Below are 21,420 nucleotides of genomic sequence, written 5' to 3'. Positions count from 1 at the left end.
GGGAGCGCGCTGCGCCCCTCCACGTTACGTAACCTTACTTATGCTTGATGAACCAAAAAAGTTCATGTCGCCTTACAGCCTTGCGGTAAAACTCATTTTCCCCCCAGGGTGAAATGGCCCTTGCGGCCAGTAACCGTTGGATCGCACGCCGCACGCGCCGCTTGAACGGCATCCTGGGCTGCAAGTCATGCATCATGCCCAGCGACATGGCCTTGTCACGCTGTTGTTCGGCAGACACCGGCACGCAAAAAGGCTGCAAGGTGATGCTCGAATCAAAACAGGGTGGCAACGCGATGCCGTTGCCCGAATCGCCCATCGGCCAGCGGTCATTGTCATGCAGGTGATTGGCGTAGCCGAGCAGCGTGGCCGGCTGCCACTCCAGCCCTTGCAGGGCTTGCAGCACGGCCTGCTGTGCGCAGACATGGTCAGGGTGCGGGTCGAGCACCGGATGCGGCAGCACGATAACGTCAGGACGCGCCATCAGCAGCACCGCCCGCAAATCTGCCAGCAGATTATTCCAGGTCGGCCGGCCATCGGCATCCGCAGGCAATGGGAACGGGTTGAATTGGCGAAACACGCGAATGTCGCTCAGCTCGGCCTCTCGGGACGCCACGGCGCGATCAGGCTCGGCCCGCATCGCCGCCAGCTGCAGGCAGAAATACCCCAGCTGCACGCAATTTTCCTGCGGCACACCCGCCCAACGCGGCACGGCGATACTGTCCCAGGCGCGCAACCGGCCCTTGAGGCGTGCAGCCTCGGGCTTGCCCAGGCCCATCTGTTGATAATGCTCGGCTTCGATTTCGCCGGCCGTCAACGTCACGATCCAGGGCTGCGCCGCCTGACTGTACAGGCCAAAGGCGGCAAGCTCGGCATCATCGGCATGGGGCGCAATCACCATCACCCGTTGCTGACTCACGTCGGGCTGGCGAAATACCGACAACACCGGCGTACCTTGCACACGGCAGAACCGGCCACTCAGGCGCAGTTGCCCAGCGAGCAGCGCTTGCGCCTGGCCGGTGAGGTTCAAGTAGCGCAAGCCGTTGACGCCGCGCTCGAACACCTGCCGATCACCCTGTGGCAAGGCGATAAACGGATCAATAAAGCGCCCCAGCAAGCCACTTTTGAGCCGCAGCGCAAGGATCAGCGTCTCGTCGCCCGACAGCTCCAGCGCCTGCTCCAGCAGCAATCGGCCGTTATCCAGAACAACCTTGGGTTGCTCGGTCTCGGCCGCAAAGGCGTACTGATAGTCGTCGCCGGGCGAGTAAAACAGATGGTCGGCAAACCAGGCTTCATGGGCCACCCAGGCCAGGATTGCCAGCAGCAACGGCAGCCACCAGGCCACCGCCACGCCGACGCCGATCAACACCAGCAAACCGACCAGCAGCGCCACGCGCTTGTTGCGGCGATGGCGTTTGAGCAGGGCTTGCTTGCGGCTGGGAGAATCACTCATACCTTGAACACCGGCACCGGGTTGCACCAACGGTCTTTGTACTCGCGGTCTGCCCGGCCAAACGAAAATCGCAGCGGCTTGCCGGCTTCCCGCGCCTGTTCCCAGGCACTTTGCGTATTGAGGAAACTCAGCACGCTACCGGGGCTGAACTCACGCGTCTGAGGGTCTACGCCGCCATTGACGTATTCAACGCTGACCCACTCTGGCGCCTCAACGCGGTAAACCAGCTGAATGGCGATCGGCGCATCGTTGAGGAAAATCACCGAACCGATCAACCATTCACGCAGCAGCTCGATCACCTGCGCCATGCGCTCGGCGCCGGTGGCGGGAAAGCCCCAGCGGCGCTGGAACAAATCACAGTAAATTGCCGCCAGCTCGGCACTGGTGAATGTCTGGACCGCACGCACCACACCGCCCGCCTCTTCCAGCAGACGCAACTCGCGGCGCTGGTTATAGCGAAATTTCTTCGACAGTTCTTCCGGGGTACGCGCCATGGCCAACTGCTCGGTCTGCAGCTGGATGCCGGCAAAACGGCCTTCATTCAGTGCCGACAGGTAGCGCGCGCGATGACGCAACGGGGCTTGGGCATCGGCGGTGGCAGGCAGAATCAACTCGGCATTGCCCAAGTCGAACAAGCCCTTCTTGCCTTTGCGCTTGAGCACATCCTTGGATAACGCCAAGTCCTGGCCCCAGGTCGCAATACAGGCCTTGAGCTCGCCGCCTTGCTCCCACGCCAGGTAGCGCACAGGAATCTCGGCCAGCCCGGCAAGACGCTCAACCACCTGCGGATGGGTGGCAACACTGCCGCCGTAACGCTGCCAGGCGTCGCTGTAGGTGGACGCGTCAACGACGGACCAGCCACGCTCGCGCCAGCCTTGGAATCGATTGAGCATCACGCCCTCGCGGTCAGTTCAGTAACGTGCGGCAGTTGCCAGAAGGCAGCGCGAACCGCCTGGTCCGAGAACTGCTCGTGCAAGCGCTCCAGCATCATCTGGGCGCATTGCGCGTGCTGCTGACGATCCATTGCCGCCAGGTGCCGAAGCCCCTGGCCCAAGTGTTCGGCATCGCCGAAGGGAAACAGGATCCCCACGCCTTCGACCACTTCCCGGGCGCCACCGCACGCTGTTGCCAACAGCGGCACGCCGGCGGCCATGGCCTCCAGCAGTACCATGCCGAAAGGTTCGTGATCGGAACTCAGGGCAAAGGCGTCGAAGGCGCGGAAGTAACGGCGCGCATCCGGCACCTGGCCGAGGAACAGCACCTGTTCGGCAATCCCAAGCTCCCGGGCCAAGGCCTTGAGGTCTTTCTCCAAGCGGCCGGTGCCGAGGATGGCCAGACGACTTTGTGCCGGCAAATGCGGCAGCGCCAGGGCAAACCCCTTGAGCAAGGTGGCCTGGTCCTTGTCCGGGTGCAGGCGGCCAACGTTGCCGACCACCCACTCATCCGGCGACAGCCCCAGCGCATCGCGCGCCGCTTCGGCCGGAACCTGCAGGGCCTGCATGGCGTCGACATCGATGCGGTTGTACAGCGTTTGAATCCGCGCTGCCGGCCAGGCTGGCAAGCAACGGCGCATGTCATCACGCACCGCATCGGACACACCCAGCAGGCTCAAACGCTTGCGGAAAATCGACGCAAACAGCTTGCGGCTGCGGCGCCCATAGTCACCAAACGCATGATGCACACCGATCACCGGCAAGCGCGTGCCGAGCAAGGCGATATAGATCGGCTTGAACCGGTGAGCAATGCAGAAACTGAAATTGCGTGACGCCGCGATCTTGCGCAGCTCACCGATGGCGCCCAGCTTCAGGCCACGAATGGCCTTGGAGCTGAATTCCATGAACAACACTTCATCAGAGGCACAACCGGCCGCCACATCGGGGTCGGCGACCCCGGTGAGAAACACCGTGGTCACCTTGTAGCCCGAGCCTGCGAACAGGCTGGCGTACTGCCGCGCGCAATCGAGGAACGGCCCGTCATAGCCGTGGCAGAACTGCAGGACGTGGCGATCAGCCGACCGAGTCATAAGGGTCCACGCCGTCTTTGACGACCAGGATGTCTTCCATGATCAGGTACTGCAGGTCCGAGCCGAAGAACATGTTCAGCGCGTCGGTCGGCGAGCAGATCATCGCTTCGCCACGACGGTTGAGCGAGGTGTTCAGCGACACGCCGTTGCCGGTGAGTACTTCCAGCTCTTTCATCATGTCGTAGTAGCGCGGGTTGTATTCGCGCTTGAGCACCTGGGCACGGGAGGTACCATCTTCATGGACCACTTCCGGCACGCGGGTTTTCCATTCTTCCGACACTTCAAAGGTGAAGGTCATGAACGGCGCCGGGTGATCGACCTTGATCATCTGCGGCGCAACGGTGTCGAGCATCGACGGGCAGAAAGGCCTCCAGCGCTCGCGGAACTTGATCTGGTGGTTGATGCGATCCGCCACGCCGGTGGCGCTTGGGCAACCAATGATCGAACGACCGCCCAACGCGCGCGGGCCAAACTCCATGCGGCCCTGGAACCAGGCCACCGGGTTGCCGTCGACCATGATCTTGGCGATGCGCTTGGGCATGTTCTCGATCTTGCGCCATACCGGTTTGCTTGCGTGCTTGGCGCACGCGGCGATCACGTCTTCGTTGCTGTAGGACGGGCCGAGGTAGACGTGTTCCATCTTCTCGACCGGTACACCACGGGCGTGGGACACGTAGGCAGCGGCACCCACCGCGGTGCCGGCATCGCCGGACGCCGGCTGCACGAACAGCTCCTTGACGTCATCGCGGGCAATGATCTTCTGGTTGAGCTTGACGTTCAGCGCGCAGCCGCCAGCGAAGGCCAGCTTGCCGGTGTCTTTGAGGATATCGCCCAGGTAGTGGTCGATCATCTGCAGGGCCAGCTTCTCGAACAGCGCTTGCATGCTGGCCGCGTAGTGGATGTACGGCTCGTCGGCGATATCGCCTTCGCGCTTGGGACCCAGCCACTCGATCAGTTTTGGCGAGAAGTAGAACCCCTTGCCCTTCTCTTTGTAGCGACGCAGGCCGATGACGTTGGCGTAGTCGGTGTTGATCACCAGCTCGCCGTTCTCAAACGAGGCCAGGCGCGAGAAATCGTACTTGCTGGCATCGCCATACGGCGCCATGCCCATGACCTTGAACTCGCCGTCGAGCATCTCGAAACCGAGGAACTCGGTGATCGCGCCATACAGGCCGCCGAGGGAATCCGGGTCGTAGAATTCCTTGATCTTGTGGATCTTGCCGTTTTCGCCGTAGCCGAAAAAGGTGGTGGCGTACTCGCCCTTGCCGTCGATCCCCAGGATCGCGGTTTTCTCCTGGAAACCCGAGCAGTGGTAAGCGCTGGAGGCGTGGGCCAGGTGGTGCTCAACCGGTTCAATCTTGATTTTCTTCGGGTCGAAGCCCAGTTGCTCCAGGCACCAGACGATCTTGTTGCGGTAGCGCTTGTAGCGACGGTTGCCCATCAGGATCGCGTCGAGGGCGCGGTCCGGGGCGTACCAGTAACGCTTGGCATAGTGCCAGCGCGCCTCACCGAACAGGCTGATCGGGGCGAACGGAATCGCCACCACATCAACGTCGGAAGGCTTGATACCGGCTTGTTCCAGGCAGAACTTCGCCGACTCGTAGGGCATGCGGTTCTTTGCATGTTTGTCGCGTACGAAGCGCTCTTCTTCGGCGGCCGCGATCAGCTTGCCGTCGATATACAAGGCTGCGGAAGGATCATGGCTAAGGGCGCCGGACAGGCCAAGAATCGTCAATGCCACAGGGGTCTAGCCTCTTTTAGTCTGCATGCAGGCGGGGTGCGCCTGAAAAAAGTGTGCCTCTCGCCTGGACGAGAAACAGCTAAAGGGCGGGATTATAGCGTAAACACGCCACGTGATGATCTAGGGAATGTGGCGACCGGTTGTCACTGCGCCTAGCGGTAGATCGTGTAGGGCAGCACCAGCGTGTCCGCCACACCGGAGGCAATCGCCTCAATGGCGATGATCGGGAACGCATTGCTTTCGCGCGGGGAAAGGTTGAGTCGTTATTGATGGTGCCGCAGCCGGTGAGCAGTGCAAGCGTCAGCACCCATAGAAGGGTGAAACCACGATTCATAGACAACTCCATTTGTCATGGCCGGCTCATGCGCAGCCTCGCTCAAGAACCGCCAGGGCGCCAATAGACGCTGATGTTGCCGTCGTTTGCCTGGCGATAAATCGTGTAGGGCAACACAACGGTATCGGCAACGCCGGACGCTGCAATGTCCAGCAGCACGAAGGGTATCAGTACGCCGGTCGGATCGGGAGCCGCGTGCAGCGCGCAGAAATCAAAGGCCACGCCACTGTAAACGCGAGGTATGGACTGGCAGTACGTTTTGATAAGCCGCAGCTCACGCGCGGTGTCGCCGTCTTTGCGGATGACGCTGTTGACGGTCCCACAACCGCCCACCAGCAGTGCGGCAATGCCCATTGCAGCCGTGATTTTCATTGTGATTGTCCTGTGATCGCCAACGGCCGGCCACGCTATCAGCGAAATGTCGGCTCCCCCACCCAAGTGCATCGCCAAATTGCGTACGAAAAATCCGAAATGGTAAAAACTCAGCATTTCACTAAACTCGCGCCCTTTTGCGCGTTTATGTCTTATGCGCCACGGATTCGGGCTGCCCCATGAAAACCCTCGCTCGCCTCACCCTATTGCTGCCAAGCCTGTTCACCTTGTGCGACACCGCCCAGGCTGAAGACGCAGCCCTGATCCTCGACCCCAGCGTGGTGACCGGTTCACGCAGCGCCAGCCCGACGTTCGACCTTCCGTATTCGGTCGACAGCATCAGCCGTGAGCAGATCAGCGACGGCCAACTCGGCATCAATGCCTCTGAAGCCCTGTCCCGCGTGCCTGGCCTGGTGGTGCAGAACCGTCAAAACTACGCGCAGGACCTGCAGATTTCCTCACGCGGCTTCGGTGCACGCTCGGCGTTTGGCGTGCGCGGCATCAAGCTGATCGCCGACGGCATCCCTGCCAGTACTCCGGATGGCCAGGGCCAGGCCGCCACGTTCAACCTCGACACCGCCGAACGCATCGAAGTGCTGCGCGGCCCGGCCGCCACGCTGTATGGCAGCAATGCCGGCGGCGTGATCCAGATGTTCGCGCGCGATGGCGAAGGCCCGCCGCGCATCGGCGCCGAAACGCTGGTGGGCAGCGACGGCCTGAACAAGAACCACCTGACGGCCGAAGGCGCGGCAAATGGCGCCGGTTTTGTACTCGACGCCTCGCGCATGGACACCGACGGCTACCGCGACCACAGCAGCGCCCGTCGTGACCAGACCTTTGCCAAGCTGAATGTCCACCCGGATGACGACAGCAAACTGGCGCTGATCTACAGCAGCCTGGAGCAAAACGGCACGCAAGACCCGTTGGGCCAGACCTGGGCCGCGTACAAGGCGGACCCGCGCTCGGTGGCGCCCGCCGCCTTGCAGTACAACACGCGAAAAAGTATCGATCATCAGCAATTGGGCCTGAATTACGAGCGCTATATCGGCGATGCAACGCTGCAGGTGAATGCGTATACCGGGCGGCGGAGTGTGATTCAGTATTTGTCGATTCCCGGCGGTACGCCGTCAGACAAGCGCGGTGGCGTGGTGGACTTCGACCGCAAGTTCTACGGCGGCTCCGTCCACTGGCTGCAACCCATCACCAGCGCCCCTGGCGACCTGACCCTGATCACCGGCCTCGACTACGACCGCAGCCAGGATGATCGCCAAGGCTACTCCAACACCCTCAACGGCGTGCACGGCGTCAAAGGCGCGCTGGGCCGCGATGAAATCGACACCGCCACCAGCCTCGACCCGTTCGTGCAGGCCAACTGGCTGCTGGGCGACTGGACCCTGCAAGCCGGCCTGCGCCACAGCACCATGAAGATGGACGTGGACGACCACTTCCTCAGCGATGGCAACGACAGCGGCAACAAGACCTACCAGAAGAACACGCCCTCAGTGAGCGTGATGTATGCCTTCACGCCGGACCTGCATGGCTATGTGAGCGCGGGCAAAGGGTTTGAAACCCCGACCCAGGCGGAGTCGGCGTATTCCAGCAGCTCGAACGGCTTCAATTTCGCGCTCAAGCCGTCGGTCAGCAAGCAGTATGAAATGGGGCTCAAGGCCCGGGTTGGCCAAGACACACGCGTGAATGCTGCGGTGTTCCAGATCACCACCGATGACGAACTGGTCGTGCAGCAATCCAGCGGCGGGCGTACCACCTACCAGAACGCCGGTCGCACCTTGCGCCGTGGCTTCGAACTGAGCCTGGAAAGCCAATTGACCGAACAGTGGAGCACCCACCTCGCCTACACCCGCCTGCACGCCACCTATGACAGCGACTTCGTCAGCGGCGCCAGCACGGCGATCGACAAAGGCAACTACCTGCCCGGCGTGCCCCAGACCACGCTCTTCGCCGAGCTGAACTGGAAACCACGCGACTGGGTCAGCACTGGCCTCGAAGGCATGTACCGCAGCAAAGTCTACGTGGAAGACACCAACCAGCAACGCGCCGCGCCGGCCTACAGCGTGTTCAACTGGCGTGCGCGCTTCGAGCAGAAGGTCGAGCACTGGACCTTCCACCAGACCCTGCGCCTGGATAACTTGCTGGATCGCCAGTACGTGGGTTCGGTGATCGTCGGGGACGGCAACTTCCGCTATTACGAAGCGGCGCCGGGAAGGTCGTGGTACGCGGGGGCGGGGGCCGAATATCAGTTTTGATCAGCCAGCGCAGCGCCTGGTCGACCGTCATCGCGGACAAGCCCGCTCCCACATTCACCTGTAGGAGCGGGCTTGCCCGCGATAGGGCCGAAGGCCCGTCTTAACCGGCGGCGCCGATCTCTTTGGGCAAACGCTGATCGATCAGCTGATACAGCGCGCTGCTCTCGGGCCAGTTGCGCATAAACCGCGCGCGGTCCTTGGCAAACGCCGGCGCGAAGCTGGCAAGTGAGCTGTGCTGACACATGGCGTCCAGGTCGATCAAGGCCCAGCGGTCTGCGTGCCAGAACAGGTTATGGCCTTTGAAGTCACCATGACTGATGCGCTCGCGAATCAGCTCGGCAAACAGATGATCCAGCGCCAGCAGCTCATTTTCTGGCGCGTCACCGCGCTCAACGTACGGCGCGAAACGCTCGATGATGTCCGGCCCGGGCAAGTATTCAGTCACCAGGTACGCCCGGCTGCGCAGCCACAAAAACCGCTTCTCCAACACCGCCAGCGGCTTGGGCGTCGCAATCCCCAGAAACGCCAGGCGGTTGCCTTCGCGCCACGAATGCCAGGCGCGGCTCGGGCGCCAGAAGCGCTTGAGCCAATGGGCAAACCCCTTGATGTTGTAGCGCTTGATCACCAGCGGCCGACCGGCCACCTCAACCTTGCCCACGCTGGCGGCCCCGCCGGTTTTGTACAGATGGCCCTGATCCAGCAATGCGTCGGCCTGCTCCAGCACCGGCAGCATGGCGGCCTCTTCTTCACGGCGAATCGCGCGCAAGGCAAAGGCGCCACGCACGACGCTGAACAGCGTGCAGTCGCGGCCAACCTTGTTCAAGAAGTCCTTCAAGCGCCAGGCGCTGACCTTGCGCACCTGTTTTTCGAGCGCTTCCAGCGGCACGGCATGCTCGCCATTGCTCAGCAGGTAATAGACCAATAATTCTTCGGTAAAGGGTTCGAGGTTTTTCGGCAATTGCGCAAAAAACACCCCGAGGTTTTCCAGTACCCGGTTGCGCGACAGCGGCTTGCCCGCGGCTTCGACACGAATGCCGGCGCCGTCAATCAGGTACAGCTTGCCGTCCTGGCGCAGCAGGTTGTCCAGGTGCAGGTCTTCCTGCCACAGCCCTTTGGCATGCATGTGGGCAATCGCCCCCAGCGCCTCGGCAAGCACGGCTGTTTGTTCGTCCGCCAGCGGCGGCAAGCCTTCAACTGCCTGCCAGGCATCGGCGAGGCTTTCGGCGCCCTCAATGAACTCGAACAGCAGCCAGCCGCCCTCGCCTTCCTGCAAGCCATCGGCCAACAGCTGCGGCGTGGTCAGGCCTTGCTCGGCAAGCAGGCGTACGCCGCTGAGCTCGCGCTGAAAATGACGTGCCGCCTTACTGCCCACCAATAACTTGGCCAGCACCGTGCGCCCGCGCCAGACGCCGGCGCCCACATAACGCTCGCCCGGCAACACACGCAGCAGACTGAGCAATTGCAACTGCCCTGGGCCTGCGGCATCCGCCAGTTCAATGGTCAGCGGCAGGCTGGGCGTGCGGCCGGCTTTTTTCAGCTCGGACAAACGCATCAGCGGTTCTCCTTGTGGCTGCGACGCGCCGTCAGCCGTTCAAACCAGGCGCCCACCTTTGCGCTGTTTTCAGGCTCTGCCAGGTAGGCCGCCAGCAACTGCCGCACTTGCGCGTCCGTCCACTGCGGCGCGCGGCGCAGCAGCGGCTCCAGGTCTTTGACCCGGTCACGTTGGCCGAACAACAGCGGGCGGGTTTTCTCCAGGTCGATCAGCTGCGCAGCGTAACCGTCGCCCAGGGTCTGCAGAAAAATATGCTTGGGATAAAAACAGCCATGCACCTGGCCTACGCTGTGCAGATGACGGGCCAACTGACCGCAGGCCAGCAGAATCGCGCGGTGCTGGGCGTCAGTCAGTTGCGACCACTGTTCCAGCAACGAATCCAGGTCGTTCCAACCGTCCAGGGCACGGGTCAGCAACATCGCGCGGTGTTCGCCGTCGACCTTGCGCTCACCGAAAAACGCGGCCTGCAACGCCGGAATGCCGAGTTTCTGATAACGGCTGATATTGCGAAATTCGCGCGCAAAGGTGGGCTCGCCAAACGGCTTGTGCAGCGTGCGTGTCAGGTAGTTGCTCTGGCGCTTGAGGTAGTAACCCTGCCCTTCAAGCTCCAGGCGAAACACGCTGCTCCAGCCACCCTTGCTGGTATTGGGCTCGTCCACCGCGTCCAGTTGCCTGGCCCACAGGGCGTCGAAGGTTGCCAGACCATGGCGCTCCAGCAGAGCGCGGTCTTCGGCCGCCAGGAAATCACTCATTCGCGTCCCTCGAAAAACTTCACCACGTGGCGAATTCGCTGTTTGTCTGACGCCGTCAGGTGCGTGCGTTGGCGGTATTGCATGTAGAAGCGCAGGCGCTGCGTGGCCGACAAGTGATACTTGGCGACCTTGTCCAGGCAGGCCAGGTCCTTGGTAATTCGGTACTTGAGCCAGAAACCGCGCCAGAAATCACCGTTGGGGCAATCGATGAGGTACAGGGTCTGCTGGTCGTCGACCAGCAGGTTGCGCCACTTCAAATCGTTATGGGTGAAGCGGTGCTCATGCATGGTGCGCGTGTATTCGGCGAGCTGGCGACTGATCACGCTGACCCACTTGGGGTCTTTCAAGCGCGGATCTTTGCGATCAGCCAGCATCGACAGGTCTTCAGTCTTGGGCAGCTCGCGGGTGATCATCGCGCCTCGCGCGTAGGCCAGGCCTTTGCGTTCCAGCCCCCAGGCCACCACGTCGGCGGTGGGAATGCCCCACTTGGCGAAACGCTTGAGGTTCTGCCATTCGGACTTAACCCGAGGCTTGCCCAAGTAGCGGCGCAGGCCCTTGCCGGCACCGACGTAGCGCTTGACGTAGTAATTGATCCCGCCGCGCGCCACCCGAATCACTTCCGACAATGGGTCGCGGGTCAGGCGCTCGCCTTGCAGGGCGAATACCGCTTCGAGGCTGCCGAAATCATCCGCCAGGGCGGCGTAAGCAGGTTCCAGGTTCCAACCCGCCATCAGAGCGCATCCCCGTAGCGTTGTTTACGTGCATAAAGCTTGTCGGCCTTGGTTTGCAGCCACTGCAACAAGGCATTTTCTTCAGCGAGGATCTGGCGCAACGGCTGCTGGAAGTAGCCTTTGAGGAAGCGCAACTTGTCACGACGCGTCAGGCCGATGTCCAGCGCCGAGAAGTACAACGCGGCCAGGTCTTTGTCGCGCCAGCGATGACTGATTTTGTCGCGGGTCTGGGCGCGGTGCAGGTCGATCACCGACAACTTGAAGTTATCAGCCGTCACCGGCGTATCGGTGTGCAACAGGAAGTGGCAGATGTAGCAATCGCGGTGGTTGACCCCACCGCGATGCATCATGCCAGTCATGCGCGCCACCTCGGCGATCAGCGCGCGCTTGAGGCGCGGCGCGGGCGGCTGCTTGAGCCAGTCGATGCTGAAGTCTTCCAGGCTGACAGTCGGCGCCAGTTCTTCAGTGATGATGAACGAGTGCTGGTCGGCCGGGTTGCTGCCGCGCTCGCCGTACGCCACAGCGGTCATGGTCGGCACGCCGATCTGCTGCAGGCGCTGGATGGCCTGCCACTCCTGGCCCGCACCGAGCACCGGCAGCTTGGCGGTGACCAGATTCTTGACGATCTCGCCCCAGCCGATGCCACGGTGGATCTTCACGAAATAGCCACGCCCATCCACCTCGGTGCGCAAGGTACGCCGGGCTTCAAGTTCACGGTACACCTCGCCTTCCAGCCGCTCGACTTCGGCGAAGGCATCACGCCCGGCCCAGAGGGTCTTGAACGGTTCGGCAAGCATCAACTTCATCGCTTTGGCTCCGCCAGAATCACATCCGCCGCGTGCTGCGGCATGCTGTAGAGGTCGGCCGTCTCGGCGTACGCCAACCCATTGCGGCCCCAGGCCGCGCGCTGTGCAGTGTCGGTAAGCATGCGTGTGAGGTAGTGGTTGAGCTGCGTTTGATCGAACGGCTCGTCCAGCACCAACCCACTGTCGGCCTCGCTGATGTAATGGGCGTAACCACACACCGCCGAGACCAGCACCGGCAACCCGGCCACCAGGGCTTCGAGCAACACGGTCCCGGTGTTTTCGTTGTACGCCGGGTGGATCAACAGGTCGGCGCCCAGCAGGAAACGCGGAATATCGCTGCGCCCTTTGAGGAACTGCACGTTATCGCCCAGCCCCAACGTAGCACTCTGCAATTGGAATACTTTGGGGTCGTCCTGGCCAATTACAAACAGACGCGTGCGTTTTTTCAGTTCCGCCGGTAAGGCGGCCACGGCCTTGAGGCTGCGGTCGACGCCCTTGGTCTTGAAACCGGAACCGATTTGCACCAGCAGCAAGTCGTCGCCTGCGAGGTTGAATTCCTGGCGAAAACCTTCGCGGATCTCGGCGGCATTCGGCGGCGCACGGCGGTCCTGGGCGATGCCCGGCGGCAGCAGGTGGAAACGCTCCAGCGGGGTGTCGTAATGCTTGATGAACAGCGGTTGCTGCACTTCAGAGATCATCAGGATTTCAGTCCTGGCGTCCCTGGCGAACACCGCGCGCTCGTACTCGGCAAAGTGGCGGTAACGGCCAAAGCGTTTGTACAGCGAATGACGCAGGTTTTGCGCCTTGTCTTCAAAGCAGCCATCGGCGGCGTAGTACACGTCCAGGCCGGGCATTTTGTTGAAGCCGATCAGACGGTCCACCGGGCGTTTGGCCAGGTCGGCTTCCATCCAGGCGCTGAGCTTTTCATTGCGCCGATGGTTGAAGAACGCCTTGACCGGCGCCACCAGCACTTCGAAGCCGGGCGGAATGTCGCCTTCCCAGATCAGCGTGTAGACACGAATCTGATGGCCGCGCTGCTGGCACTCCAGGGCGATACGCATGAAGTCGCGCTGCAGGCCACCGAAGGGGAAATATTTGTACAGAACAAAAGCCAGTTGCATCAGTGCAGCTCCTCAGCCAGTAACAACGTGCTCAGTCGGCTTGCCACACGCTCAGGGTTCAGGCGCGTGAAGCACAGGGGCGACTCGCGCTTGATGTCGAACCGACGCAGGTCGTCGGCCGTTGGTTGATAGGTACAGTGTTTTTGCAGGCACGGCGCGCACGGGAAGTCGCTGGCCAGGTGAATCTGGCCCTTGCCATAGGCGCCGGTCAGGCCGGGGTTGGTGGGGCCGAACAGGGAAATGGTCGGCACGTCCAACGCAGCGGCCAAGTGACCCAGGCCAGTGTCCACCGCCACGCAGGCACGGGCGCCGGCCAGCACGCGGGCCACGCCGGCCAGGTTGAGCTTGGGCAGCACTTCGGCGTGTTGCAGGCCATGGGCCAGGCGCTCGGCACGCGCCTTTTCGTCGGCATTGCCCCACGGCAACTTCACGTCCACACCCAGGCGGCCCATACGCTCGGCCAGCTCGCGCCAATAGGCTTCGGGCCAATGCTTGGTGTCCCAAGTGGTGCCGTGCAGCAGCAGCACAAATGGTTTTTTCGGCGGCAGGCCGAGCAGCTTTTCAGTGCTCAGGCCGTAGTCGCCCAGCCCTTTGGGCAGGTCGTAGCCCAGCGCAACGGCGAACAGCTGGCGCAAACGCTCCACCGCATGCTGCCCACGGGCCACGGCCAAACGGCGTGAGTAGAAACGCGCAGCGATGGGTTCGCGTGCAGAATGCTTGTCGAAACCCGCGACCGGAGCGCGCACGTAGCGCGTCAGCCAGGCGCTTTTCAGCAGGCCTTGGGCGTCAATCACCAAGTCATACTTGGTCGACTGAACACGCTGCTTGAACCGTCGCCACTCGCCGCTCTTGATGGTTTGCCAGATGTTTTTGCGCCAGCGACGAATTGCCACCGGGATCACCTGGTCCACCGCGGGGTGCCAGGTGGGGATCTCGGCAAAGCCTTCTTCCACCACCCAGTCAAAGCGAATGCCGGGGATCGCCCGCGCTGCGTCGGTCAGTGCCGGCAAGGCGTGGATCACGTCGCCCAGGGATGAGGTCTTGACTACCAGTACTCGCAAACTAACGGACCTCGACCACGGAGCCTTGCAACCGCTGCAACGCGTCGCTGACCGGTTGCGGCAGCAGTTGGCGCAGGCAATTGTAGTGGCCGAAACGGCAAGTACGCTCAAAACACGGACTGCAATCCAGGCCCAGGCGTACCACTTCGACCTTGTCGGCCAACGGCGGTGTGAAGCCAGGCGAGGTCGAGCCGTACACCGCCACCAGTGGGCGGTTCAACGCGGCAGCCACGTGCATCAGGCCGGAGTCGTTGGACACCACCGAGTCGGCGCAGGACAGCAGGTCGATGGCTTCGGCCAGTGACGTGTCGCCACTGAGGTTCACCGCTTCTTCACGCAGCCCAGGGATCAGCCGCTGGCGGATGTCCTCGCCCACCGAGTGATCGTTTTTCGAGCCGAACAACCACACCTGCCAGCCTTCGCGAATCTTCATCTCGGCGACTTTGGCGTAATGCTCCGACGGCCAGCGCTTGGACTCGCCAAACTCCGCGCCTGGGCACAGCGCCAGCACCGGACGGTCGAGCATCAGGCCGAACTTGGCCAGGGCTGCGTCACGGGTCACCGGGTCGATCTGCAAGCTGGGGCGCGGATACGGCATCGGCAGCTCGGCACCAGGCTCGTAGGCCAGGGCCATGAAGCGCTCGATCATCAGCGGGTAGCGTGCTTTGTCGAGGGTGCGCACATCGTTGAGCAATACGTAGCGAAACTCGCCGCGCCAGCCGGTGCGTTTGGGGATGCCGGCGAAATACGGCACCAGCGCCGACTTGAGCGAGTTGGGCAACAGGATCGCCTGGTCGTACTGGCCGACCATGGATTTGCCGATGCGCCGGCGCGTCGCCAATTCGAGGGCACCGTGGCCGAGCGGGAAGCTCAAGGCCTTGCGCACCTGGGGCATGCGCTCGAGGATCGGCCGGCTCCACTCGGGGGCGAGCACGTCGATTTGGCAGTCGGGATGACGCTGTTTCAGGCACTGGAACAGTGTCTGCGCCATCACCATGTCACCGACCCAACTGGGCCCAACGATCAGAATATTCATGTAGTTTCCACAAACGATGCGGGGAGGCTTATGCCTCCCCGCATCGACAATGATTGTAGATCGCGCTTTGTGTGGGAGCTGGCGTGCCTGCGATGGCATCGCTTCGGTATGACTGAAGTACCGAGGCGCCTGCATCGCGGGCAAGCCCGGCTCCCACATAAGGCCGATTTCCACATTAAATTGGCGCCACTCAATTAATCAGCTTAACCCCAGCGCCTGCCAGATTCGCATCACCTGGCGCCGTTCGTCGGCGAACTGATCCCCGGCTACCGTGCCAGCCTCATTTTGCAAGGCCTGGCGGTGCGCGGCGGAACGGTAGGCTTTATACACCTCGCGCAGCAGATGGGCATCGGCGGCGGGCATCAGCCCGACCTGCTCCAGGCCCTCCAGAATGCGGATATTGTCGGTGTAGCGCAGCAACGATGGATGTTGCGCAGACCACGCCAAAGCCGCGTATTGCACCATAAATTCAATATCGACGATACCTCCGGCGTCCTGCTTGAGGTCGAACACCACCGTGGGCTCAAAGGCATTGGCGCCGGTGCCGGCCGCCGTAGACCGGGTGCCCAGGTTGTCGCGCATCTTGGCGCGCATCTCGCTGACCTCCTGGCGCAGCTTGACCAGGTCGCGCTCACGCCCGAGTACTTTAGCGCGGACCTGCTCGAACGCCTGGCCCACATCCTGACTGCCCACCAGCACCCGCGCGCGGATCAGCGCCTGATGTTCCCAGGTCCAGGCCTCATTTTGCTGATAGCGCTCGAAGGCTCCGAGTGAACTCACCAGCAAGCCTGACGCGCCGGATGGGCGCAGGCGCATGTCGACCTCATACAGTTGGCCGGAGTTGGTCTGGGTGGTCAGCAAGTGGATGATGCGCTGGCCCAGGCGCGTGAAGAACTGCGCGCCGTCGATCGGCTTGGCGCCGTCAGTCTCGGCCTGCGGATCACCGTCGTGGATAAACACCAGGTCCAGGTCGGAACCATGCCCCAGCTCGATGCCGCCAACCTTGCCATAACCAACAATGATGAACCCCGGGTCGCACAGCGAACCGTCAAGCCGCTGCGGCGAGCCGTGGCGGGCCACGGTCTGGCGCCACGCCAGGGCCAGTACTTGTTCGAGAATGGCTTCGGCGAGCCAGGTCAGGTAGTCGCTGACTTTCATCAGCGGCAGGCTGCCGGCGATTTCCGAAGCGGCCACGCGCAGACGGTGAGCCAGCTTGAAGTGGCGCAGCGCCTCCATCTGCTGCTCAAGGTCATCCTCGGGAATGCGCGTGAGGCGCTCGCGCAGCTCGGCGGCCAGTTCCGGCGCCAACGGCGGCTTGAACAGGCGGCCTTCGTTGAGCAATTCGTCGAGCAACAGCGGGAAGCGCGTGATCTGTTCGGCGATCCACGGGCTGGCGGCGCACAGTGTGAGCAGACGGCGCAACGCGTCGGGGTTTTCGGTGAGCAGCACCAGATAAGCGGAACGGCGGGCGACGGCTTCGACCAGCGGCAGTACACGTTCAAGCACTAAATCCGGGTTGGCGTGTTCGACGGCCTGGGCCAGCAGACGCGGAATAAAGGCATCCAACCGCTCCCGCCCCAGACGCTGCATGGCACGCAATTGCGGGCTGCCGCGCAAGCCGGCCAGGGCTTTGAGGGCTTTGGGCGCGTCGGTGAAGCCACCTTCCTGCAATTGCAGGCGAGCGGCGTCTTCGTCCTGAGACTCTTCCCACAGCGGCAGCCACTCGCCGCCTACGACCAACTCACTCTCTGCGCCTTCCTCTTCGTCAGGGTCGGCGATGACTTGGCGGAAGTGCCAGTCCACCCGACCGCGCCAATACATCAGGCGCTCATGGAACGCGGACCAATCGGCAAAGCCCAGCATAAAGGCGATACGCGCCTGATCTTCCGGGGTGTCCGGGAGCATTTGCGTCTGGCGGTCGGCGATCGCCTGAATCGCATGCTCGGTGTAACGCAAGAATTCGTAGCCGTTGCGCAACTCGGCAATGACTGCCGCAGGCAAATAGCCCTGCCCTTCGAGGGTGCCGAGCACCTTGAGCAATGGCCGTTGTTGCAGGCTCAGGTCGCGGCCGCCGTGGATCAGCTGGAACGCCTGGGCGATAAATTCCACTTCGCGGATACCACCCGAGCCCAGCTTGATGTTGTCGGCCATGCCTTTGCGCCGCACTTCCTGCTGGATCAGCTGCTTCATGGTGCGCAGCGCTTCGATAGCCGAAAAGTCCAGGTAACGCCGATAGACGAACGGGCGCAGCATATCCAGCAGTTGCGCACCGGCCACCTGGTCACCGGCAACCACGCGCGCCTTGATCATGGCGTAGCGCTCCCAGTCGCGGCCCTGGTCCTGATAGTACTGTTCCAGCGCGTTGAAGCTGAGCACCAGGGCGCCAGCCGAACCGTAGGGGCGCAGGCGCATGTCGACGCGGAACACAAACCCGTCGACCGTCATCGGGTCGAGCGCCTTGATCAGTTTTTGACCAAGCCGGATAAAAAATTCCTGGTTGTCCAGCGCGCGCTTCACGCCCACCGTTTCGCCGCCCTCGGGGTAGGCGAAGATCAGGTCGATATCAGACGACAGGTTCAGCTCCACGGCGCCGAGCTTGCCCATGCCGAGGATGACCATGTGCTGGGCTTCGCCGCTGCGCCGGCCGGTGGGGGTGCCAAATTGCACGCAATGGCGCTGGTACAGCCATTGGTAGGCTTGGTCGATGCTGGCGTCGGCCATGTCGGAAAGGTCGCGACAGGTTTGCACCAGGTCGGCCTGGCGCGTCAGGTCGCGCCAGATGATGCGCACTTGCTGGCGAGTGCGCTGGCGACGCAGCACGCGACCCAGCTCATCTTCTGTTTCGGCCTGTTGCACGGCGCCGGCGATCTGGCCGCACAGCTCGCCGGGCGCAAAGCCGCGGTCCAGCTCGCCCCAGGCCACCAGCTCGAGCAACATCAAAGGGTCACGCAGGCTCTGTTCAATGACAAAATCACTGGCGGCGCACACGCGGGCGAAGTCAGCCCACCGTTGCGGCGTCCAGGCAGAAAGTCCATGATCGTCGTCCAGCGCGGCCACTGCGTCACGAAATGACTGCTCGGCCCGCTGGGCAAAAGGCAAGAGAATGGCCGGTAATGGGGCCAGCGTTGGAAGGCTCATGGTCTATCCTTGATCGGCGCGTAAAAGGCTTGTTGCTGTGAACGCAAGAACCACGCTCGGTGAAGGACTGTCGAACAAAGGTTATAAATAGCTGAAATTAAATTAATCTTGGCAGGCAACATCAAACTTTCACCTTTTCTTGTTCGCAAAAGATCAACAATAACGATTATGCTCACCAGCCAGACCGAGCAATCCACTCGGTCTTGTGTAGTTTTACTACTCGTATATACATTCGAAAGGCTGAAATGGCCGACGATTTGTAGTAAAACTACAGGACGCCGAAGCAACCTTCGGCCATCCAAGAATTTATGTCGTCTGCCCACAAGGCCAGTCGCAAACTTCAGGCAACCGATTCTGGTAGCCTTTCCGCCCTGGAGCAAGCCATGCAAGACCTCGATCCCGTCGAAACCCAGGAATGGCTGGACGCCCTGGAATCGGTTCTCGACAAAGAAGGCGAAGACCGTGCTCACTACCTGATGACCCGTATGGGCGAACTCGCGACCCGCAGCGGCTCGCAATTGCCTTACGCCATCACCACGCCATACCGCAACACCATCCCCGTTACCCACGAAGCACGCATGCCTGGCGACCTGTTCATGGAACGCCGCATTCGCTCGTTGGTACGCTGGAACGCCATGGCGATGGTAATGCGCACGAACTTGAAAGATTCTGACCTGGGCGGTCACATCTCCAGCTTCGCTTCCAGCGCAACCCTGTATGACATCGGCTTCAACTACTTCTTCCAGGCCCCGACCGACGAACACGGCGGCGACCTGATCTACTTCCAGGGCCACACTTCTCCAGGCGTTTACGCCCGTGCGTTCATGGAAGGCCGCATCACCGAAGAACACATGAACAACTTCCGCCAGGAAGTGGACGGTAACGGCCTGTCGTCGTACCCGCACCCTTGGCTGATGCCTGATTTCTGGCAGTTCCCGACTGTGTCCATGGGCTTGGGCCCGATCCAGGCGATCTACCAGGCACGTTTCATGAAGTACCTGGAAGCGCGTGGCTTCATCCCTGAAGGCAAGCAGAAAGTCTGGTGCTTCCTGGGCGACGGCGAGTGTGACGAGCCGGAATCCCTGGGCGCCATCTCCCTGGCCGGCCGCGAGAAGCTCGACAACCTGATCTTCGTCATCAACTGCAACCTGCAGCGCCTCGACGGCCCGGTTCGCGGCAACGGCAAGATCATCCAGGAACTCGAAGGCGTGTTCCGCGGTGCTCAGTGGAACGTGACCAAAGTCATCTGGGGCCGTTTCTGGGACCCACTGCTGGCCAAAGACGTCGACGGTATCCTGCAACGTCGCATGGACGAAGTCATCGACGGCGAGTACCAGAACTACAAAGCCAAAGACGGCGCGTTCGTACGTGAACACTTCTTCAACACGCCTGAACTCAAGGCAATGGTTGCAGACCTGTCCGACGACGAGATCTGGAAACTCAACCGTGGCGGCCACGACCCGTACAAGGTCTACGCGGCGTACCACGAAGCGGTCAACCACAAAGAACAACCGACCGTCATCCTGGCCAAGACCATCAAGGGTTATGGCACCGGTGCCGGCGAAGCGAAGAACACTGCGCACAACACCAAGAAGGTTGATGTTGAAAGCCTGAAGCTGTTCCGCGACCGCTTCGACATCCCGGTCAAGGACGAAGAACTGGAGAACCTGCCGTTCTTCAAGCCAGAGCCAAACAGCGCCGAAGCCCGCTACCTCAGCGAGCGTCGCACTGCACTGGGCGGTTTCGTGCCACAGCGCCGCGCCAAGAGCTTCAACATTCCGACCCCGCCACTCGATACCCTCAAGGCTATCCTGGACGGCTCGGGCGACCGTGAAATCTCCACCACCATGGCCTTCGTGCGGATCCTCGCGCAGCTGGTCAAGGACAAGGAAATCGGTTCGCGTATCGTCCCGATCATCCCGGACGAAGCCCGTACCTTCGGTATGGAAGGCATGTTCCGTCAGTTGGGCATCTACTCCTCCGTCGGCCAGCTCTACGAGCCAGTCGATAAAGACCAGGTGATGTTCTACAAGGAAGACAAAAAGGGCCAGATCCTCGAAGAAGGCATCAACGAAGCGGGCGCCATGAGCTCCTTCATCGCTGCCGGTACTTCCTACTCCAGCCACAACCAGCCGATGCTGCCGTTCTACATCTTCTACTCGATGTTCGGCTTCCAGCGTATCGGCGACCTGGCGTGGGCAGCAGGCGACAGCCGTACCCGTGGCTTCCTGATCGGCGGTACCGCCGGCCGGACCACGCTGAACGGCGAAGGCCTGCAACACGAAGACGGTCACAGCCACATCCTGGCTGCCACCATCCCGAACTGCCGCACCTTTGATCCAACCTACGGCTATGAGCTGGCGGTGATCATCCAGGACGGCATGAAGAAGATGACCGAAGAGCAGCAGGACGTTTTCTACTACATCACCGTGATGAACGAGTCCTACCAGCAGCCAGCCATGCCGGCCGGTGTCGAGGAAGGCATCATCAAGGGCATGTACCTGCTCGAAGAAGACACCAAGGAAGCGGCGCACCACGTACAGCTGATGGGCTCCGGCACCATCCTGCGTGAAGTGCGTGAAGCGGCCAAGATCCTGCGTGAAGAGTTCAACGTCGGCGCTGATGTGTGGAGTGTTACCAGCTTCAACGAACTGCGTCGCGACGGCCTGGCAGTGGAGCGTAACAACCGCCTGCACCCAGGTCAGAAGCCAGCGAAAAGCTACGTCGAAGAGTGCCTGGCCGGCCGTAAAGGTCCAGTCATTGCCTCTACCGACTACATGAAGCTGTTTGCTGAACAGATTCGCCAGTGGGTCCCGTCCAAGGAATTCAAAGTCCTGGGCACCGACGGTTTCGGCCGCAGTGACAGCCGCAAGAAGCTGCGTCACTTCTTCGAAGTTGACCGTCACTTCGTGGTGTTGGCAGCCCTGGAAGCCTTGGCTGACCGTGGTGAGATCGAACCTAAGGTGGTGGCTGACGCTATCGTCAAGTTCGGGATCAACCCGGAAAAACGCAACCCACTGGACTGCTGAGGAGATTTTT

At 61.8% G+C, this 21,420-nt stretch carries 15 protein-coding genes; 2 read left to right on the top strand and 13 right to left on the bottom strand.

Annotation, left to right across the window (positions count from 1 at the left end; genetic code table 11):
- Positions 1-34: 34 nt before the first annotated feature.
- From ABWL43_RS02390 to ABWL43_RS02370, 5 genes are all read right to left on the bottom strand, one after another.
- Positions 35-1,450, bottom strand: coding sequence for a PIG-L deacetylase family protein (locus tag ABWL43_RS02390; protein WP_404486553.1), 1,416 nt, complete (start codon positions 1,448-1,450; stop codon positions 35-37).
- Entirely contained in the window at positions 1,447-2,343 is an 897-nt protein-coding gene (locus tag ABWL43_RS02385) for an antimicrobial resistance protein Mig-14 (protein ID WP_404486551.1), read from the bottom strand. Before ABWL43_RS02385 ends, ABWL43_RS02390 begins: the two co-directional genes overlap by 4 nt.
- Positions 2,343-3,473 carry a glycosyltransferase gene (locus ABWL43_RS02380; protein WP_242198893.1) on the bottom strand — a complete coding sequence of 377 codons (1,131 nt, stop codon included), beginning with the start codon at positions 3,471-3,473 and terminating at the stop codon, positions 2,343-2,345. Before ABWL43_RS02380 ends, ABWL43_RS02385 begins: the two co-directional genes overlap by 1 nt.
- Positions 3,457-5,214 (bottom strand): carbamoyltransferase, encoded by a 1,758-nt coding sequence (locus ABWL43_RS02375; protein WP_119737974.1) that lies wholly within the window; start codon positions 5,212-5,214, stop codon positions 3,457-3,459. Before ABWL43_RS02375 ends, ABWL43_RS02380 begins: the two co-directional genes overlap by 17 nt.
- A gap of 376 nt (positions 5,215-5,590) precedes the next feature.
- Positions 5,591-5,920, bottom strand: a complete 330-nt coding sequence (locus ABWL43_RS02370) for a YceK/YidQ family lipoprotein (protein WP_242198891.1) — start codon at positions 5,918-5,920, stop codon at positions 5,591-5,593.
- A gap of 179 nt (positions 5,921-6,099) precedes the next feature.
- On the opposite strand from ABWL43_RS02370, the gene ABWL43_RS02365 reads away from it, so the two are divergent.
- Positions 6,100-8,184, top strand: a complete 2,085-nt coding sequence (locus ABWL43_RS02365) for a TonB-dependent receptor family protein (protein ID WP_404486549.1) — start codon at positions 6,100-6,102, stop codon at positions 8,182-8,184.
- A gap of 100 nt (positions 8,185-8,284) precedes the next feature.
- Here ABWL43_RS02365 and ABWL43_RS02360 read toward each other — a convergent pair whose 3' ends face one another.
- The 8 genes from ABWL43_RS02360 to glnE form a co-directional block, all read right to left on the bottom strand.
- Positions 8,285-9,736 carry a lipopolysaccharide kinase InaA family protein gene (locus ABWL43_RS02360; protein ID WP_404486547.1) on the bottom strand — a complete coding sequence of 484 codons (1,452 nt, stop codon included), beginning with the start codon at positions 9,734-9,736 and terminating at the stop codon, positions 8,285-8,287.
- A complete protein-coding gene (locus tag ABWL43_RS02355; RefSeq protein WP_404486545.1) occupies positions 9,736-10,488 on the bottom strand; it encodes a lipopolysaccharide kinase InaA family protein in 753 nt (250 codons plus the stop codon). Before ABWL43_RS02355 ends, ABWL43_RS02360 begins: the two co-directional genes overlap by 1 nt.
- Positions 10,485-11,219 (bottom strand): lipopolysaccharide kinase InaA family protein, encoded by a 735-nt coding sequence (locus ABWL43_RS02350; protein WP_145160075.1) that lies wholly within the window; start codon positions 11,217-11,219, stop codon positions 10,485-10,487. Before ABWL43_RS02350 ends, ABWL43_RS02355 begins: the two co-directional genes overlap by 4 nt.
- On the bottom strand, positions 11,219-12,025 hold the full coding sequence (gene rfaP / locus ABWL43_RS02345; protein WP_145160073.1) for a lipopolysaccharide core heptose(I) kinase RfaP: 807 nt from the start codon (positions 12,023-12,025) through the stop codon (positions 11,219-11,221). Before rfaP ends, ABWL43_RS02350 begins: the two co-directional genes overlap by 1 nt.
- On the bottom strand, positions 12,022-13,146 hold the full coding sequence (locus ABWL43_RS02340; RefSeq protein ID WP_145160071.1) for a glycosyltransferase family 4 protein: 1,125 nt from the start codon (positions 13,144-13,146) through the stop codon (positions 12,022-12,024). The genes rfaP and ABWL43_RS02340 overlap by 4 nt, the downstream gene beginning before the upstream one ends.
- Positions 13,146-14,207 (bottom strand): lipopolysaccharide heptosyltransferase I, encoded by a 1,062-nt coding sequence (gene waaC / locus ABWL43_RS02335; RefSeq protein WP_262209742.1) that lies wholly within the window; start codon positions 14,205-14,207, stop codon positions 13,146-13,148. Before waaC ends, ABWL43_RS02340 begins: the two co-directional genes overlap by 1 nt.
- A 1-nt stretch (position 14,208) precedes the next feature.
- Positions 14,209-15,243 carry a lipopolysaccharide heptosyltransferase II gene (waaF, locus tag ABWL43_RS02330; protein WP_404486542.1) on the bottom strand — a complete coding sequence of 345 codons (1,035 nt, stop codon included), beginning with the start codon at positions 15,241-15,243 and terminating at the stop codon, positions 14,209-14,211.
- Between the two features lie 198 nt (positions 15,244-15,441).
- A complete protein-coding gene (glnE, locus tag ABWL43_RS02325) occupies positions 15,442-18,381 on the bottom strand; it encodes a bifunctional [glutamate--ammonia ligase]-adenylyl-L-tyrosine phosphorylase/[glutamate--ammonia-ligase] adenylyltransferase (RefSeq protein WP_404486540.1) in 2,940 nt (979 codons plus the stop codon).
- A gap of 383 nt (positions 18,382-18,764) precedes the next feature.
- On the opposite strand from glnE, the gene aceE reads away from it, so the two are divergent.
- Positions 18,765-21,410, top strand: a complete 2,646-nt coding sequence (gene aceE, locus ABWL43_RS02320; RefSeq protein WP_124416260.1) for a pyruvate dehydrogenase (acetyl-transferring), homodimeric type — start codon at positions 18,765-18,767, stop codon at positions 21,408-21,410.
- Positions 21,411-21,420 lie beyond the last annotated feature (10 nt).

The organism is Pseudomonas sp. HT11, assembly GCF_044875395.1.
GTDB lineage: Bacteria > Pseudomonadota > Gammaproteobacteria > Pseudomonadales > Pseudomonadaceae > Aquipseudomonas.
Note: the sequence above shows the minus strand (reverse complement) of the source record. Positions and strands in the feature narration are given on the sequence as shown.